We start from the raw sequence: 15,092 nt of genomic DNA on the forward strand, positions 1-15,092 counted from the left end.
GATTAGCGTCCCGTCTTGTGCACTTGGCAGAAACACAACAGGTGACACCCGGTCGGCGGACACAGTCGGCGGTGTCCGCCCCGGAACCTCCCGCGCAGTGGCACCGGATCCTCACTCTGCTCGCCGACATCAGTCTGTTCATCGGCGTCCGCTCGGTGTGGACGCAGGCCGCGAGTCACCGGCTCGTCGTGGCCGCGGTCGTGTGCCTCTGTTACGCCTCGATCCTGGTGTGCGGGGTGCTGACGCTGGTGGTCCGTCAGGCGCGGTCGCTGGCCCGGATCGATCTCGTGGTGCTGGTGACCGCCGTCCTGCTGACGCTGTCCGCGTGGTCGGTGTTCCACACGGGTGGCGACGAGGCGGTCCTCACCACCCAGGCCGCCAAGGAACTCCTCGCCGGACACCCGGTCTACGGCCAGCCGTGGCCCTGGCTCTTCCACCCCAGTCACGGCGTCGCGCTGACCCCGACGGTGACCGGCGGATACGACTACACCTACGGCTATCCGCCGTTGGAGACGCTGTTGACGGCGCCTCTGCTGTGGATCGGCCACGACGGCGCCCCCGCGACGGCGGTCGCGACCGGCGCGCTGATCGCGGCGGCGGTCCTCATGTGGCGGTTGCTGCCGACGCAGTGGCGGTCGGCGGCCACCATGGCGTGTCTGGGTCTCGGGCTGCTGCCGACCTACGGCCGGCAGGGCTATCCCGCCGTGCTCGCGCTGGCGCTGCTGGTGCCGGTGGTGATCCGCTGGCCCCGGATCGGCGTCGGCGGCCGGCTCGGCCGTTCCGGGCTCGCGCAGGCCGCGTGCCTGGGGGCGGCCTGCGCGGCGCAGCAACTCCCCTGGTTCCTCACGCCGTTCCTGCTCGCCGGGATCTACGCGGTGCGGCGGGGTGAACTGGGCGCCCGGCAGGCCGCGTCGGTGCTGCTGCGGATCGTCGGGGTCGCCGTCACCGTATGGCTGCTGATCAACACGTACTTCATCGTGCACGAGCCGGGCACCTGGCTGCGGGGCATCGCGCTGCCGCTGACGCAGGGCGCGGTGGTCCACGGCCAGGGCCTGGTGGACATCTCGCTGTACTTCACGAACGGCAGCGGCCGGCTCGACTGGTACTCCCACGCGAGCATGCTGCTCGCGGCCGGTCTGCTGGCCGTGTTCGTGCTGTTCGTACGGCGGTTGGGGCCCGCGGCGACCGTCCTGCCGTGGTGCGCCTTCTATCTGGCGACGCGTTCGCAGGACGGCTACTACCTGCTGATGACGCCGCTGTGGCTGGCGTCGGCGGTGACCGCGCCGATCGCCGAGTTCCGTACGGCGTGGCAACCGCGCCCCCGGCTGCTGTCCGGCCCGCACCGCAGGCAGGCCAGGGTCGCGGCGGCCGTGCTGCTGGTCACGCCCGCGTTGGCGAGCGCCGCCGTGGCGGCGACGGGCGCCCCGCCGATGGCCATGCAACTCACCGGTGTGCGGCGGGCGTTGCCCACCGTGGTGACCCGGCTGACCCTCAAGGTGACCAACTCGTCAGGCGACGCCCTCACCCCGCACTACACGCTCACCACGGGCCAGGGCATGAGCAGGTACTGGTCCCAGGTGAGCGGCCCGGCGACGCTGCCCGCGCACAGCACGGAGACCATCGAACTCCGGCCGCCCAATGGGACGTTCACGCTGCCCCACAACAACATCCGGATCCGGGTGCGGGCCTTCACCGCCACTCCGCAGACGCTGTCCAGTTCGGACATCGCGCTGCGGCCCACCGATTGACGGTCGGTCAGGCCCCCGTACGCACGAAGCGGAGCGTGGCGGTGACCGTGGTCAGGCCGCGGAGCATGCCCAGTTGGTTCCAGCCGAGGCCGAACTGGTCACGGTCCACGGTGAACTCGGTGTCCAGGGTGAGCGCCTCGGCGGTCGCGTCCTTGAGGCGGGCGGTGAAGGTCTGGGGGCGGCTGACGCCGTGGACGGTCAGCTGACCGACGACGTGCACGGTGTCGCCGTCGCGCAGTTCCGCGCTGCGTGCCGCGAAGGTGATCTCCGGGAACTTGTCGGTGTCGAACAGGTCGGCGGACCGCAGGTGCTTGTCGCGCTTGGCGTTCTTGGTGTCCAGGGAGGCGGCGTCCAGGGTCACCGTGCCGATCGCGGAGCCGTCGCCCCGCACCTCGCCCTGACCGCTGAGGGTGCCGAAGGTGCCCTTCACATTGACCAGGCCCCACATCGTCTTGTGGCTGATGCCCACGGTGGAGGCGGTCTGGTCCAGCTGCCACACACCGGTTTCGACGGCGACGGTCATGATCTCTCCCACTGGTTTCCGGTAGTCCAAATTTGAATGAGCCTCACGCTAGCCCATTATCCAAATCTGGACAACAGGCTGTTCCAAAATTGGACAACGGGTAGACTCGACCCCATGGCCGACCTTGTGGAGCACCCCGCCGACCAGCCCGAATGCCCCTCACTGAGGGGCGACGGGCTGCTGCCGCCCGAGCTGCGCGCATGGATGCTGCTGCTGGCGGCGACAGGCGCGGTGGAGCAGGAGCTGCGGTCGGCGGTGAAGGGCAGCCTCGATGTCTCGCACGACGAGTTCCTGGTGCTGTGCCTGCTCGCCGAGGAGCCCGCGGGGCTGCGCATGACCCGGATCGCCGAGCTGCTGGGCCGTCCGAAGACCCGGCTGACGTATCAGATCGCGTGCCTCCAGCACGCGGGCCTGGTCACCCGGAAGTCGGTGTGCGGGGACAAGCGCGGCGTCGAGGTGGCCCTCACGGAGAAGGCCCGCGAGCTGCTGAAGGAGGCGTCGGGGACGCTCTCCGAGACGGTCAAGCACGCCCTCGGCCGGTTCGTCGGACCGGCCCAACACGACGCGATGCGCGCCCTGTTGCCCGATCTCACCGTCAACTGACGGGGCTCAGCTGGACTCCCGCACCACCAGCCGGCACGGCACCGTGTGCAGTCCGGGCGCGAGGTCGTCGTCGATCGCCTCCAGCAGCCGCAGGGCCGCGATCCGGCCGATCTCGGCGAGGCTCATGTCGATCGTGGTGAGCGGGGGGCGGCTGGCCAGGGCCATGGTGTCCCAGTTGTCGTAGCCGACCACCGCGATGTCCGCGGGGACGCCCACCCCGCGTTCGCGCAGCGCGTCCGTCACGCCGCGCGCGATCTGGTCGTTGCCGCAGAAGATGGCGTCCGTGTCGGGTGCCGTGCGCAGGACCGCGTCGGCGGCGCGGCGGCCCCAGGCCTCGCTCCACTCGCCGAAGTGGACGCGTCCGGTGGCGAGTTCGAGCCCGGCGCCCTTCAGCTCGTCGGCCGCGAACCGGGCCCGGTCACGGGCGGCGGCGTGGTGGGCCGGGCCGGTCACGTGCGCGATCCGGGTGCGTCCGGTGGCCAGCAGATGTTCCACGGCGAGACGGGCGCCGCCCTCGTCGTCGGAGACCACGGAGGTGTCGTCCGGGGCGGTGGACGGGGACAGCGCGTAGACCACCGGGATCTCGTCGACGCCGGTGAGCGGTGGGCGCGGGTCGGTGCGGCGGCCGGTGACGATGATGCCGTCGACGCGGCGGTCCATGAGGTTGCGCAGATGGTGCTGCTCGCGGATCGCGTCGCCCCGGGTGTCGCACAGCAGCACGGAGATCTTGCCGGCGCCGAGCGCGTCCTCGGCGCCCAGCAGCACCGGTGTGGAGAACCGCCCTATGCCGTCCGTGGTCATCAGCCCGACCGTCCAACTCCGGCCGGTGTGCAGGCTCTGCGCGTTCTGGTTGGGCCGGAAGCCGAGGGTCTCGACCGCGTCCAGCACCCGCTGCCGGGTCTCGGGCCGCATCCGGCCGGCGCCGTTCAGCGCCTTCGACGCGGTGCCCACGCTGACGCCCGCGAGCGCGGCGACATCGGTGAGTCTGGCCCGGCCCGCGGAGGGCGAACGGGAAGCAGAGGTCACGGGCGGTCCTTTCCCTCCTCGCCGACGAGGCGTCGGCGCCGACGTCCTCATCGGCGACAGTAGCAGCCCTCGTACGGCATGAAAAAAGGTAGGTCGCGCTACTTGACCCGGATCCACGGACTCCCCTCTACTTTCCGGCAGGAAAACGATTGCTCAAACGAGTTCCTGAGAAGAACCGGAGAGCCATGCCCCGCATTCCGTCCGCCGCGTCCCCCGTCGGCCCGGTCCGGCTCGGCCCGGCCGCCCGCGCGGCACTGCGTCCCGCCACCACCGCCGTCGACGCGGGCTTCTGGCACACCCGCCGCGAGGTCAACGCCCGGGTGTCCCTCCCCCAGGGCCCCGAACTGCTGGAGTCCGCGGGCAATCTGCACAATCTGCGCGTCGCCGCCGGCGCGGTCGAGGGTGGGTTCCAGGGCGCCTACCCGTTCGTCGACACCGACGTCTACAAGTGGCTGGAGGCCGCCTCCTGGCAGCTGGCCCACCAGCCCGACGGGGAACTGGAGTCGGCGGTCGACCGGATCATCGCCCTGGTCGCCGCCGCCCAGCAGCCGGACGGCTACCTCAACACCTGGTTCCAGGTGCGGAAGGGCGGCGCCCGCTACCAAGACCTGCGCTGGGGCCACGAGTTGTACTGCGCGGGCCATCTGATCCAGGCCGCCGTGGCCCACCGCAGGGCCACCGGACGCCCCGAACTCCTCGATGTGGCCGTCAAGTTCGCCGATCACCTCGGCCTGGTCTTCGGCCCGCCCGGCAGTGGCAGGCCGATCGACGGCATCGACGGCCACCCCGAGATCGAGACGGCCCTGGTCGAGCTGTACCGGGAGACCGGCGACCGCCGCCACCTCGACCTGGCCGGCTACTTCGTCGACCGGCACGGCCACGGCCTCCTCGGCGGCGAGGCCTACTGCCAGGACCGCGTCCCCGTGCGCGAGGCGACGGACGTGGAGGGCCACGCCGTACGGCAGGTGTATCTGCTGGCCGCCGTCGCCGACCTCGCCACCGAGACGGACGATGCCGAACTCCGGTCCGCCGCCGAGCGGTTGTGGGGGGCGATGACCGCGGCCAAGACCCATCTGACCGGCGGTCTCGGCGCCCACCACGACAAGGAGGATTTCGGCGACCCGTACGAACTCCCCAACGAGCGTGCCTACTGCGAGACCTGCGCGGCCATCGCGTCGGTCCAGTGGAGCTGGCGCATGGCCCTGCTCACCGGCGAGGCCCGCTACTCCGACCTCATCGAACGCACCCTGTACAACGGCTTCCTGGCCGGGGTCTCCCTGGACGGCGAGCGCTGGCTGTACGTCAACCCGCTCCAGGTCCGCGACGGCCACACCGACCCCGGCGGCGACCAGTCGGCCCGCCGCACCCGCTGGTTCCGCTGCGCCTGCTGCCCGCCGAACGTGATGCGGCTGCTGGCCTCCCTGGAGCACTACCTCGCGTCCGGCGACGAACAGGGCCTACAGATTCACCAGTTCACCACCGGCCGCCACTCCCACGGCGGGATGTCCGTCCGCACCGAGACCGACTACCCCTGGCACGGCACGATCGCCCTCACCGTCGAGAACACCCCCGGCCGGCCGTGGACCCTGTCCCTGCGCATCCCGCAGTGGTGCCGCGAATTCCGGGTCCAGGTCGGGGAGTTGTCCTACGACGAGACGGACGCGCCGGTCGATGACGGCTGGCTGCGGCTCGAACGGGCCTGGGCGCCGGGCGACTCGGTCGTCCTGGAGCTGGCGCTCGAACCCCGGCTCACCGCGGCCGATCCTCGGGTGGACGCGGTGCGCGGCTGTGCGGCGATCGAGCGCGGGCCGCTCGTGTACTGCCTGGAGCAAGTGGACGTACCCGGTGGCGGCTTGGACGACATCGTCCTCGACCCCACCCGCCCGCTCGCTGTGAAGCATCGCCCGGATCTGCTCGGCGGGGTCACCACCGTCGTCGCCGCCGGGTACCGCAGGAACCTCGCGGAGGACGGGAGTTGGTGGCCGTACCGGGCCGCCGGACCCGAAGCCGCACCGGCAGGCGACCTGGTCGAGCTCACCGCGATCCCCTACCACGCGTGGGCCAACCGACAGGACGGCAGCATGCGCGTCTGGCTGCCGACCTCCTGAACTCCCTTTTCTCCCAGCTCGGTTCACCTGACAACGAGGTCACTCCCGTGCGAAAAACCCGCCGAACCCGCAGGACCCTCCTCATCGCGCTCACCGCGACCGGCGCGCTCGTCTCGGTCGCCGCGTGCGGCTCGGGCTCCGGTTCCTCCTCGTCCTCCGGAGACTCCAGGACCTACACCTTCTGGGACCCCTACCCGCAGTTCGACGCCTCCTCCGACTGGGGCAAGCGGGTCGCGCAGTGCGGCACGCAGGCGGGGGTGACGGTCAAGCGGACCGCGTACGACACGACGGACCTGGGCAACAAGGCGCTGCTCGCCGCCCAGCAGGGGAACGCGCCCGACGTGATGCTGGTGGACAACCCCGTCGTCTCCACGCTGGTCGAGGCGGGCATCCTCAACAAGACGAGCGACCTCGGGCTGGACACCTCGTCGATCCAGAAGAACATCATCGGCGCGGGCACCCTGGGCGGCGCCGCGTACGGGATACCCGTGGGGGCCAACACCCTTGCCCTCTACTACAACAAGAAGATCCTCGCCGCCGCGCAGGTCGATCCCGCCTCCGTGAAGGACTGGGCGTCGCTCACGGCCGCGCTGAAGAAGGTCAAGGCGGCGGGCAGGAAGGGGATCACGTTCTCCGCGATCAACACGGAGGAGGGGAGTTTCCAGTTCCTGCCGTGGTTCTGGGGGGCGGGCGGGGATCTCACCCGGCTCAACTCGGCCGAGGGGACAGCCGCGTTGACCCTGTGGAAGGACTGGGTGGACGCGGGTTACGCCCCCAAGGACGTCCTCAACAACACCCAGACCACCAGCTGGCAGGAGTTCGCCACCGGCGACTACGCGTTCAGCGAGAACGGCACCTGGCAGCTCGGCAACGCCGACAAGGCCGGGTTCGGCTACGGGATCATCAACATCCCGGCTCAGAACGGGGGTTCGGCGCCCGTGCCCACCGGCGGGGAGTTCGTGACCGTGCCGGTGCAGAAGGACACCGCCCGGTATGACGTGAGCAAGAAGATCGTGACGTGTCTGACCAGCCCGACGAGCCTGCTGGCCACCGACACGACGCTGATGTATGTCGCGCCGACCGCCACGGTGCAGACACAACAGGTGGCCAAGAACGCGGAGTTGAAGCCCTGGGTGGCTGCGGTCGCCGCTGCGCGGGGGCGGACCAGCGGGGGGCTGGGGACCAAATATCCGGGGATTTCCCAGCCGTTGTGGACGGCTGTGCAGTCGGCGTTGTCCGGGGGGAAGAGTCCGGGGGCCGCGTTGGACGTGGCTCAGTCGGCTGCCGGCAAGGGGTGATCCGTGGCCGTGAATCTGCGGGCCGGTGGGGACTTGTCGCGCCCCGCGGCGGAGGCTCATACCGACACAGCCCCGCGCCCCTTCGGGTCGCGGACGGGCCCCTCGCTGCGGAGCCGGCTCACCGCCCTCGCCTTCGTGGCCCCCCTGCTCGTCTACCTCGCCGCCTTCTACGCCTATCCGCTCTACCGCAATCTCGATCTGAGCCTGCGTGACTACACCGTCCGGTCGTTCGTGCAGGGTGACGCGCCCTACTCCGGCTGGCGCAACTTCTCGACCGTGCTGCACGATCCGACGTTCGGCCCGGCGATGCGGCACACCGTGATCTTCACCTTTGTGTCGATCGTCTTTCAGTACGTCATCGGGCTCGCGCTCGCCGTGTTCTTCAACCGGCACTTCCGACTGGCCGCCACGCTGCGGGCGTTGTTCCTGATCCCGTGGCTGCTGCCGCTGATCGTGTCGGCGTCGACCTGGTCGTGGATGTTCAACAGCGAGTCGGGAGTGGTGAATTACGGGCTGCATCTCGTCGGGGTGGACCCGGTCGGGTGGCTGACCTCGCCGGACTGGGCGCTGGTTTCGGTGATCGTCGCGAACATCTGGATCGGGATTCCGTTCAACCTGGTGATCCTCTACAGCGGGCTGCAGAACATCCCGGCCGAGTTGTACGAGGCAGCCGCCCTGGACGGGGCGGGTGGGTGGCAGCAGTTCCGGCGGATCACCTTCCCGTTGCTGCGGCCGGTGTCGGCGATCACGGTGCTGCTCGGGCTGGTCTACACGCTCAAGGTGTTCGACCTGATCTGGATCATGACGAAGGGCGGCCCAGGCGACTCGTCGTCCACGCTGGCGACCTGGTCGTATCAGCTCGGATTCGGCACGCTGCTGCCGAAGTTCGGGCCGGGGGCGGCCGTCGGCAACATCCTGATCCTCATCGCGCTCGTCTTCGGGCTGCTGTACATCCGCGTCCAGAGGAGGCAGGAGACATGAGAGCGCGCGGCTACACCCTCATCGGTCTTCTCCTCACGGCGCTCATGCTGTTCCCGGTGTACTGGATGCTGAACGTGTCCCTCACCCCGCAGCAGGACATGCGCAAGTCACCGCCCGACCTGCTCCCGCTGCACCCCACGTTCGAGGGCTACCGCGCGGTGCTCGACGACCAACTCCCCTACCTGGGCACCAGTCTGCTGATCGGGATCGGCACGGTCGCCCTGACCCTCGTGATCGCCGCACCGGCCGGCTACGCGCTGGCCAAGCTGCGGCCACGCACCGGGGGCGCCCTGAGTCTGGCCCTGCTGATCGCCCAGATGATCCCGGGGATCGTGATGGCGATGGGCTTCTACGGCATCTTCCTCGACCTCGGGCTGCTCAACTCCTGGTGGGGGCTGGTCATCGCGGACTCCACCATCGCCGTGCCGTTCGGCGTCATGATCTTCACCGCGTTCATGTCGGGCATCCCGGGCGAGCTGATCTCGGCCGCGCTGATCGACGGCGCCGGTACCTGGCGGACCTTCCGGTCGATCGTGCTGCCGCTGAGCCGCAACGCGGTCGTCACGGTCTCGCTGTTCGGCTTCCTGTGGGCCTGGTCCGACTTCGTCTTCGCCAACACCTTGGACGGGGCCGGCACTTGGCGGCCGATCACGCTCGGCATCTACAAGTACATCGGCAACAACAACCAGGAGTGGAACGCGATCATGGCCACCGCCGTCGTCGCGTCGGTCCCGGCGGCCGTCCTCCTGGTCCTCGCCCAGCGCTACGTGGCCGCGGGCGTCACCGCGGGCGCGGTGAAGGACTGACCCCCACCTCCGACTGGCCGACCACTCCCCCTCCGACCGACTTCCCCTTCGACTCCCCACCGGCGCAACCCCCTTCCTGAGGAGATCCATGTCATGAGCCGCACATCCCTCAGAGCCGTCCTCGGTGCCGCGATCCTCACGGCCGCCGCCGCACTCGGCAGTTCCGCCCCCGCGCAGGCCGCCCCCACGGCCGCGACCACCCTGGTCGTCAACGCTGCCTCCACCCTGCGGCCGGTCACCCATGTGGCGACCGGCAGTCTCTACGGCCTCGCCGACGCGAGCACCCCCGCCGACGGCCTGGTCACCCCGCTCAAGCCGAACACCTTCGTCCAGATGGCGCCGGGCGGTGCCCAGTTGCCGAACGGTGAGCCCAAGCCCGCCGGTGACGCGCTCGTCGTGGCGTCGAAGGCGGCACGGGCCGGGGCGAAGGTGGTGGTGCGGATGCCCGACTGGTATCCGAACTTCCCGTACAAGTGGGTGAGTTGGAGCGACTGGCTGTCCGCCGTGGACAAGCAGGTCGCGTCCGTGAAGTCCTCCGGCGCCACCAACATCGCCGCGTACGAGCTGTGGAACGAGCCCGACTGGACCTGGAACACCTCGGCGGCCGGCGCCTTCGACACCGGGTGGGCGACGACGTACAAGGAGGTCCGCGCCAAGGACGCCAACACGCCGGTCCAGGGGCCGAGTTACTCGGCGTGGAACCAGACCTGGATGAGCACGTTCCTCACCGACGCCAAGGCGAGCGGCACCCTCCCCGACATCGTGAGCTGGCACGAGCTGCAGGGCTCGCAGGGCATCGCCGCACACGTGGCCGCGTACCGTGCGCTCGAAGCGAGCCTGGGCATCAGCCCGCGCCCGATCTCGATCGAGGAGTACGGCACGACGAGCGAGGTCGGCGTCCCCGGCCAACTGGTCGGCTATGTGGCCAAGTTCGAGCGGGCGGGCGTCCATGACGCCGAACTCGCCTTCTGGAACCACTACGGCACCCTCGGCGACACCCTGACCGACACGGGCGGCTCGCCCAACGCGTCGTACTGGCTCTACAAGTGGTACGGCGACCTGTCGGGCACCATGCTCACCACCACTCCCCCGGCCCAGACCGGCATCGACGGCGCCGCCGCGCTGACCGGCGACGGCAAGCAGATCGGTGTCGTCTTCGGCGGCGGGGTGGGGTCGACTGCCGTGCAGGTCAATGGACTTGGGTCGCTGTCCGGCTTCGGCAGCACCGTGCACGTGAAGCTGGAGTACACGCCGTCGAAGGGGCGGACCACGGGCGTGGCCGCGCCGGTCACCATCTCCGACACCACCTACACCGTGACGAACGGCTCGATCACCGTGCCCGTCGCGATGAACGCGTCCGACGGCTACCACCTGGTCGTCACGCCCACCGGGACCTCGGCCTCGCTGGCGGGGACGTACCAGATCAAGAACAAGAACAGCGGACTGGCGCTGGACACGCAGGGGGCGGCAACCGCCCAGGGGACGGCGGTCGTTCAGGCCGCGTCGGGCACCGGCAGCAGTCAGTCCTGGACATTGACGGCCGCCGGGTCCGGGCTGTACAAGATCGGCAACAAGGCGAGCGGGCTGCTGCTCGGCATCACCAACGCCGGTACGGCGGCCGGCGGTACCGCCCTGATCTGGGGCGACAACGGCACCGCCGACCACCTCTGGCAGCTGATCCCGGCCGGAGACGGCACGTACAAGATCGCCAACTACAACAGCGGGCTGCTGCTCGGTGTGACGAACATGAGTACCGCCTCCGGGGCGCAGGTCCTGCAGTGGGACGACAACGGGACGGCCGACCATCTGTGGAGCCTCACCGCCCGCTGACGGCCCGGCTAGAGGGTGGGTACGGCACCCCCTTCGGCCAGCAGGTCCACGAGGGTCGCCCGGGCTCGGGCGACCCTCGAACGGACCGTCCCCACCGGGCAGTTGGTGAGTTCCGCCGCCTCCGCATAGGGCAGGCCGAGGAGTTGGGTGAGGAGGAAGGCCTCACGGCGTTCGTCCGGCAGCAGGGCGAGCAGGTCGAGGAGTGCCACGCCGTCGTCGAAGCCGGGCAGGCCCCGGGGCTGGGCCAGTTCGACGGCGAGCTGCCAGTCCTGGACGTCGGACAGACGGGGGCGGGCGGCGGCGCGGCGGTAGCTGTCGATCACCGCGCGGCGGGCGATGGACAGCAGCCAGGTACGGGCCGAGGAGCGGCCCTCGAAGCGGTGCAGGCTGCCGAGCGCCCGCAGGAACGTGTCCTGCGCGAGGTCGTCGACGGCCTGCGGGTCGGCGCACAGGTGGGAGACGTAACGCAGGACGTCGCGGTGCAGCGCGCGCACGAGGTGGTCGACGGCGGCGGGGTCGCCGTGGCGGGCGGCGAGCGCCCAGTTGGTCAGGGACTCGTCGCTCGACTCGGTCACGTCGGGCGGCGCGGGCAGGGTGGGAGTGATCACCAGGGGTCCTTCTCGGTCACCGTGAAAGGGGATCGGCCGTCCCGCGGCGCCCGGAAGAGAGGCGGCGCGGGGGTACGGCCTGGCCCGGGGCGCGTAGGAGCGGCCCGGGGTGCCGGCTGTCGTCAGCTGACAGCGGTCCCCAGGGGTGGACCCCGCGAGGTGATCGCGTGGCCGAGGAGGAGAAGGCGCGGCGCCCGCTCGGAGCGGGGGCGGCGCGGGCGGAGTCGCGGGCGGTGCGGCGGGGCGGGGAGGGCGAGCAGCAGTCGTAGCGGGGCCGCGAGTCGGGTGGCCACGGCGCGCAGGACGCGGAACGCGGCGCGCTCGCCGTGGGCCAGCCACAGGCCGCAGAGCAGGGCGGCCAGGAGGTGGGCGGCGAGCATGCCGGTCGAGGACGGGTCTGTGGTGGTGGCCGACATATGGCCCATATCCATGGAGTCCATGGCGCCCATGTGCATGGAGCCCATGTCGGCCGACCCCATGTCCATGGCCAGCGGCTGCCCTGTCGTCGGCTGTGCCAGGGAGAACGCCGAGTGGAGGGCGGCCTGGGTGGCGACCACGAGGGTGACGACGAGCGGGAGGCCGCGTTCACGGCCCGCCAGGGTCCAACCCGCGAGGGCGGTGGCGGCGAGTCCGGCGGCCAGTGCCCAACCGGGGACGTGGCGGCCGGACATGAGGACGTGGCCCAGGGCGGCGAGCACCACACAGACGGCCGCGAACATCGCGGCCCGTACCGTGCGCACACCCCACCCTGCCGTCATCGCGCCTCATCCTGGCATCCGAACCCGGTTCTCAGCCGTGGGTACGGTTTTCCCCGGCGCGGTGCTCAGTGGGGGCGGTCGGCAGGGGCCCGTCCTACTCCTCGATGACGAGGCCCTTCGCCGCGAGCACCGGTGCGAGGCCGCACATCTCCACGACCGTCCTGCCCGCGCGGTACGCGGCGATGAACCCGGCCTCGGCGTCGACCCGTTCCTGCGAGGCGGTGACCGCATCGGCCGCGTCCTCGCGGCGGACGACGACCACGCCGTCGGCGTCGGCGCGCATCACGTCGCCGGGGCGGACCAGCACTCCGCCGATGGTGACCGGCTCGCACATCGGGCCGACGGTCTCCTTGACGGTGCCCTTGATGGAGACGCTGCGGGAGAAGACCGGGAAGCCGAGGGCGCGCAGGTCCTCGGTGTCGCGGACGCCCGTGTCGGTGATGAGTCCGGCGAGGCCCTTGGCCTGGCAGGCGTTGGCGAGGACGTCGCCGAAGGAGCCCGCCTCCTCGTAGTCGCCGGCCGACACGACCACGACGTCGCCGGGGCGGGCGTAGGCGATGGCGGTCTGGAGCATGAGGTTGTCGCGCGGGGCGCACTGCACGGTGAAGGCGGGGCCGCACAGGGACATGGTGCGGTCGACCGGCTTGATGGCCGAGTCCAGTGCGCCGAGGCGGCCCTGTGCCTCGTGGACGGTGGCCGAGGAGAAGGCACTGAGCTGCTTGACCACGGCCTCGTCCGGGCGGTCGAACTTGGTGCTGACGCGGATCATGGTGACCTTTCAGACGGAAGGGGCGGAGGACGTCAGTGCGGCGCAGGCCGTCGCGATGCGCTCGCAGGCCTCGGTCAGGACGTCCGTCGACGTGGCGAAGGAGATACGGAAGTAGCCCGGAGCGCCGTACGCCGCTCCGTGGATCACCGCCACCTGCTGGTCGTCGAGGAGGTGACGGGCGAAGTCCTCGTCGCTCTCGATGCGGGTGCCGGCGGGGGTGAACTGCCCTATTGCCGCTTGGCAGTTGACGAGGAGGTAGAAGCCGCCGTCCGGGACGGTGCAGCTCAGCTGCGGGACGTCGTTGACGAGTTTCACGGTCTCGTCGCGGCGGGCTCGGTAGACGCGCACGGCGTCCTGGACGAAACCCTGCGGTCCGGTGAGCGCGGCGGCAGCGGCGGCCTGGCTGACGGAGGACGGGCACGAAGAGGTCTGCGACTGGAGGGTGTTGATCGCGGTGACCAGGCCGGCCGGGCCCACGCCGTAGCCGATGCGCCAGCCCGTCATCGCGTACGTCTTGGAGACGCCGTTGGTGAGGAACACCCGGTCGGCCAGACGGGGTTCGACGGCCGCGAGGGACGCGGCGCTCGCGGCGCCGTACCAGATCTCGTCGTAGATCTCGTCGGTGAGGACGCCGACCTGCGGGTGGGCGAGCAACACCTCGGCGAGGGCGCGGAGTTCGGCGGTGGTGTAGGCCGATCCGGTGGGATTTCCCGGGGTGTTGAGGACGACCCAGCGGGTGCGTTCGGTGATCGCCGCCGTGAGGCGCCCGGGGGTCAGCTTGAAGCCTTCCCCCTCGGGGCAGTCGACGATGACCGGGGTGCCGTCGTTGGCGCTGACCATGTCCGGGTACGACACCCAGTACGGGGCGGGGACGATCACTTCGTCGCCCTCGTCCAGAGTCGCCATCAGGGCAAGGAAGATGACCTGCTTGGCGCCGCCGCCGACGGTGATGTTCGCGTCGGTGACGTCGAGGCCGTGGCGCTCGCGGAGCTTGACCCTGATCGCGGCGCGCAGGGCCGAAGTGCCGTTCACCGGCGTGTACTTGGTCTCGCCCGCCTCGATCGCCCTGATCGCGGCGGCCTTGACGTGGTCCGGGGTGTCGAAGTCGGGCTCGCCCACCGTCAGGTCGAGGATGGTGAGGCCCTGGCTCTTCAGTTCGCGTACGCGCTGCGCCGCCGCCGTGCTCGGTGAGGGCTTGATCCGGCCGAGCCGTGCTGCCGTCTTCACGGTGATCAGCCCTCCCTGCGCTCGAAGTTGAGGCCGCCGGGCACCTGGAAGGTGGGCAGGATCTCGATGTGGCCGATGTTCACGTGCCGGGGCGAGTCGACGGCGAACTCGATGGCGTCGGCGATGTCCTCGGGCTTCAGGGACTCGTAGCCGTCGTAGAACTCGCGCCGCGCGGCCTCCATGTCGCCGAGCAGACGGCCGAAGATCTCGGTCTCGACGCGGCCGGGGCAGATCTCGCTGACGCGGACGCGGCGGCCGTAGCCGTCGACGCGGAGCTGGCGGGAGAGGGTGTGCACGGCGGCTTTGGTGGCGTGGTAGATCGTGTTGCCGCCGAAGTTGTAGACACCGGCGATGGAGCTGATGTTGACGATGTGGCCGAGGTCGCGCTCGACCATGCCGGGCATCAGCAGCCGGACCAGGTGCAGGACGGCCTGGATGTTGACGGCGATCTGCTCGTCGACCGCGAACTCGTCGGCGGTGAGGATGTTGCCGGTGCGGGAGACGCCCGCGTTGTTGACGAGGACGTCGATCTCCAGGCCGTCGAGGGCGGCGGTGAGGGCCTCGGTGTCGGTGATGTCGACGGCGTGCGGGATGCAACCGGTCTCGTCGGCAAGGGTGTTGAGCCGGTCGGCGTTGCGGGCCACGGCGTGGACTTCCAGGCCGCGCTTGGCGAGTCGCTCGACGACCACGGCTCCGATGCCGGTCGACGCTCCGGTGACGAGGGCCGTCCTGTAGTCGGAGATGGGCATGCTGAGGGCTCCTTGCTGTGCGGGGTGGGGGGTTTGTGCGGGTGGCGCGTGTGCGCGG

General features: G+C 70.5%; 14 protein-coding genes. 7 read left to right on the forward strand and 7 right to left on the reverse strand.

The window, feature by feature from the left end:
- Positions 1-71 precede the first annotated feature (71 nt).
- Positions 72-1,748 (forward strand): hypothetical protein, encoded by a 1,677-nt coding sequence (locus OHT77_RS11555; RefSeq protein WP_328828170.1) that lies wholly within the window; start codon positions 72-74, stop codon positions 1,746-1,748.
- A gap of 7 nt (positions 1,749-1,755) precedes the next feature.
- Here OHT77_RS11555 and OHT77_RS11560 read toward each other — a convergent pair whose 3' ends face one another.
- A complete protein-coding gene (locus tag OHT77_RS11560; protein ID WP_328828171.1) occupies positions 1,756-2,271 on the reverse strand; it encodes a YceI family protein in 516 nt (171 codons plus the stop codon).
- Between the two features lie 114 nt (positions 2,272-2,385).
- Between OHT77_RS11560 and OHT77_RS11565 the strand changes: the two genes are divergently transcribed.
- The gene (locus OHT77_RS11565; protein ID WP_266773388.1) at positions 2,386-2,874 is read left to right on the forward strand and encodes a MarR family winged helix-turn-helix transcriptional regulator; all 489 of its coding nucleotides are present in this window, start codon (positions 2,386-2,388) and stop codon (positions 2,872-2,874) included.
- Between the two features lie 6 nt (positions 2,875-2,880).
- Here the strand turns inward: OHT77_RS11565 and OHT77_RS11570 are convergent, their stop codons facing one another.
- Positions 2,881-3,900, reverse strand: coding sequence for a LacI family DNA-binding transcriptional regulator (locus OHT77_RS11570; RefSeq protein ID WP_328828173.1), 1,020 nt, complete (start codon positions 3,898-3,900; stop codon positions 2,881-2,883).
- A gap of 185 nt (positions 3,901-4,085) precedes the next feature.
- Between OHT77_RS11570 and OHT77_RS11575 the strand changes: the two genes are divergently transcribed.
- The 5 genes from OHT77_RS11575 (at position 4,086) to OHT77_RS11595 (ending at position 10,923) form a co-directional block, all read left to right on the forward strand.
- Positions 4,086-6,008 (forward strand): glycoside hydrolase family 127 protein, encoded by a 1,923-nt coding sequence (locus OHT77_RS11575; protein ID WP_328828176.1) that lies wholly within the window; start codon positions 4,086-4,088, stop codon positions 6,006-6,008.
- A gap of 47 nt (positions 6,009-6,055) precedes the next feature.
- A complete protein-coding gene (locus OHT77_RS11580) occupies positions 6,056-7,306 on the forward strand; it encodes a sugar ABC transporter substrate-binding protein (protein ID WP_402416664.1) in 1,251 nt (416 codons plus the stop codon).
- Between the two features lie 9 nt (positions 7,307-7,315).
- Positions 7,316-8,287: a carbohydrate ABC transporter permease gene (locus OHT77_RS11585; protein ID WP_443048205.1), complete on the forward strand. Its 972-nt coding sequence runs from the start codon at positions 7,316-7,318 to the stop codon at positions 8,285-8,287.
- On the forward strand, positions 8,284-9,093 hold the full coding sequence (locus tag OHT77_RS11590) for a carbohydrate ABC transporter permease (protein ID WP_328828177.1): 810 nt from the start codon (positions 8,284-8,286) through the stop codon (positions 9,091-9,093). Before OHT77_RS11585 ends, OHT77_RS11590 begins: the two co-directional genes overlap by 4 nt.
- A 93-nt stretch (positions 9,094-9,186) precedes the next feature.
- Positions 9,187-10,923, forward strand: coding sequence for an RICIN domain-containing protein (locus tag OHT77_RS11595; RefSeq protein ID WP_328828179.1), 1,737 nt, complete (start codon positions 9,187-9,189; stop codon positions 10,921-10,923).
- A gap of 8 nt (positions 10,924-10,931) precedes the next feature.
- On the opposite strand, the gene OHT77_RS11600 is transcribed toward OHT77_RS11595, so the two are convergent.
- The 5 genes from OHT77_RS11600 to OHT77_RS11620 all read right to left on the reverse strand — a co-directional run bounded on the left by OHT77_RS11600 (position 10,932) and on the right by OHT77_RS11620 (position 15,034).
- The gene (locus OHT77_RS11600) at positions 10,932-11,531 is read right to left on the reverse strand and encodes a sigma-70 family RNA polymerase sigma factor (RefSeq protein WP_328828180.1); all 600 of its coding nucleotides are present in this window, start codon (positions 11,529-11,531) and stop codon (positions 10,932-10,934) included.
- A gap of 122 nt (positions 11,532-11,653) precedes the next feature.
- Complete coding sequence (locus OHT77_RS11605; RefSeq protein WP_328828181.1) at positions 11,654-12,289, reverse strand: hypothetical protein; 636 nt, start codon at positions 12,287-12,289, stop codon at positions 11,654-11,656.
- 94 nt (positions 12,290-12,383) lie between these two features.
- Complete coding sequence (locus OHT77_RS11610; RefSeq protein ID WP_328828185.1) at positions 12,384-13,058, reverse strand: 4-carboxy-4-hydroxy-2-oxoadipate aldolase/oxaloacetate decarboxylase; 675 nt, start codon at positions 13,056-13,058, stop codon at positions 12,384-12,386.
- A 9-nt stretch (positions 13,059-13,067) separates the two neighbouring features.
- The gene (locus OHT77_RS11615; RefSeq protein ID WP_328828187.1) at positions 13,068-14,285 is read right to left on the reverse strand and encodes an aspartate transaminase; all 1,218 of its coding nucleotides are present in this window, start codon (positions 14,283-14,285) and stop codon (positions 13,068-13,070) included.
- 5 nt (positions 14,286-14,290) lie between these two features.
- Positions 14,291-15,034 (reverse strand): SDR family oxidoreductase, encoded by a 744-nt coding sequence (locus tag OHT77_RS11620; RefSeq protein ID WP_328828188.1) that lies wholly within the window; start codon positions 15,032-15,034, stop codon positions 14,291-14,293.
- Positions 15,035-15,092 lie beyond the last annotated feature (58 nt).

Origin of the sequence: Streptomyces sp. NBC_00252 (genome assembly GCF_036187565.1) — a bacterium.
Lineage (GTDB): Bacteria > Actinomycetota > Actinomycetes > Streptomycetales > Streptomycetaceae > Streptomyces.

Excerpts from the sequence above, each read along its gene's own strand:
- OHT77_RS11595 (WP_328828179.1), top strand. The coding sequence starts at position 9,187 with ATGAGCCGCACATCCCTCAGAGCCGTCCTCGGTGCCGCGATCCTCACG.
- OHT77_RS11575 (WP_328828176.1), top strand. The coding sequence starts at position 4,086 with ATGCCCCGCATTCCGTCCGCCGCGTCCCCCGTCGGCCCGGTCCGGCTC.
- OHT77_RS11620 (WP_328828188.1), bottom strand. The coding sequence starts at position 15,034 with ATGCCCATCTCCGACTACAGGACGGCCCTCGTCACCGGAGCGTCGACC.
- OHT77_RS11590 (WP_328828177.1), top strand. The coding sequence starts at position 8,284 with ATGAGAGCGCGCGGCTACACCCTCATCGGTCTTCTCCTCACGGCGCTC.
- OHT77_RS11605 (WP_328828181.1), bottom strand. The coding sequence starts at position 12,289 with ATGACGGCAGGGTGGGGTGTGCGCACGGTACGGGCCGCGATGTTCGCG.
- OHT77_RS11610 (WP_328828185.1), bottom strand. The coding sequence starts at position 13,058 with ATGATCCGCGTCAGCACCAAGTTCGACCGCCCGGACGAGGCCGTGGTC.
- OHT77_RS11560 (WP_328828171.1), bottom strand. The coding sequence starts at position 2,271 with ATGACCGTCGCCGTCGAAACCGGTGTGTGGCAGCTGGACCAGACCGCC.
- OHT77_RS11565 (WP_266773388.1), top strand. The coding sequence starts at position 2,386 with ATGGCCGACCTTGTGGAGCACCCCGCCGACCAGCCCGAATGCCCCTCA.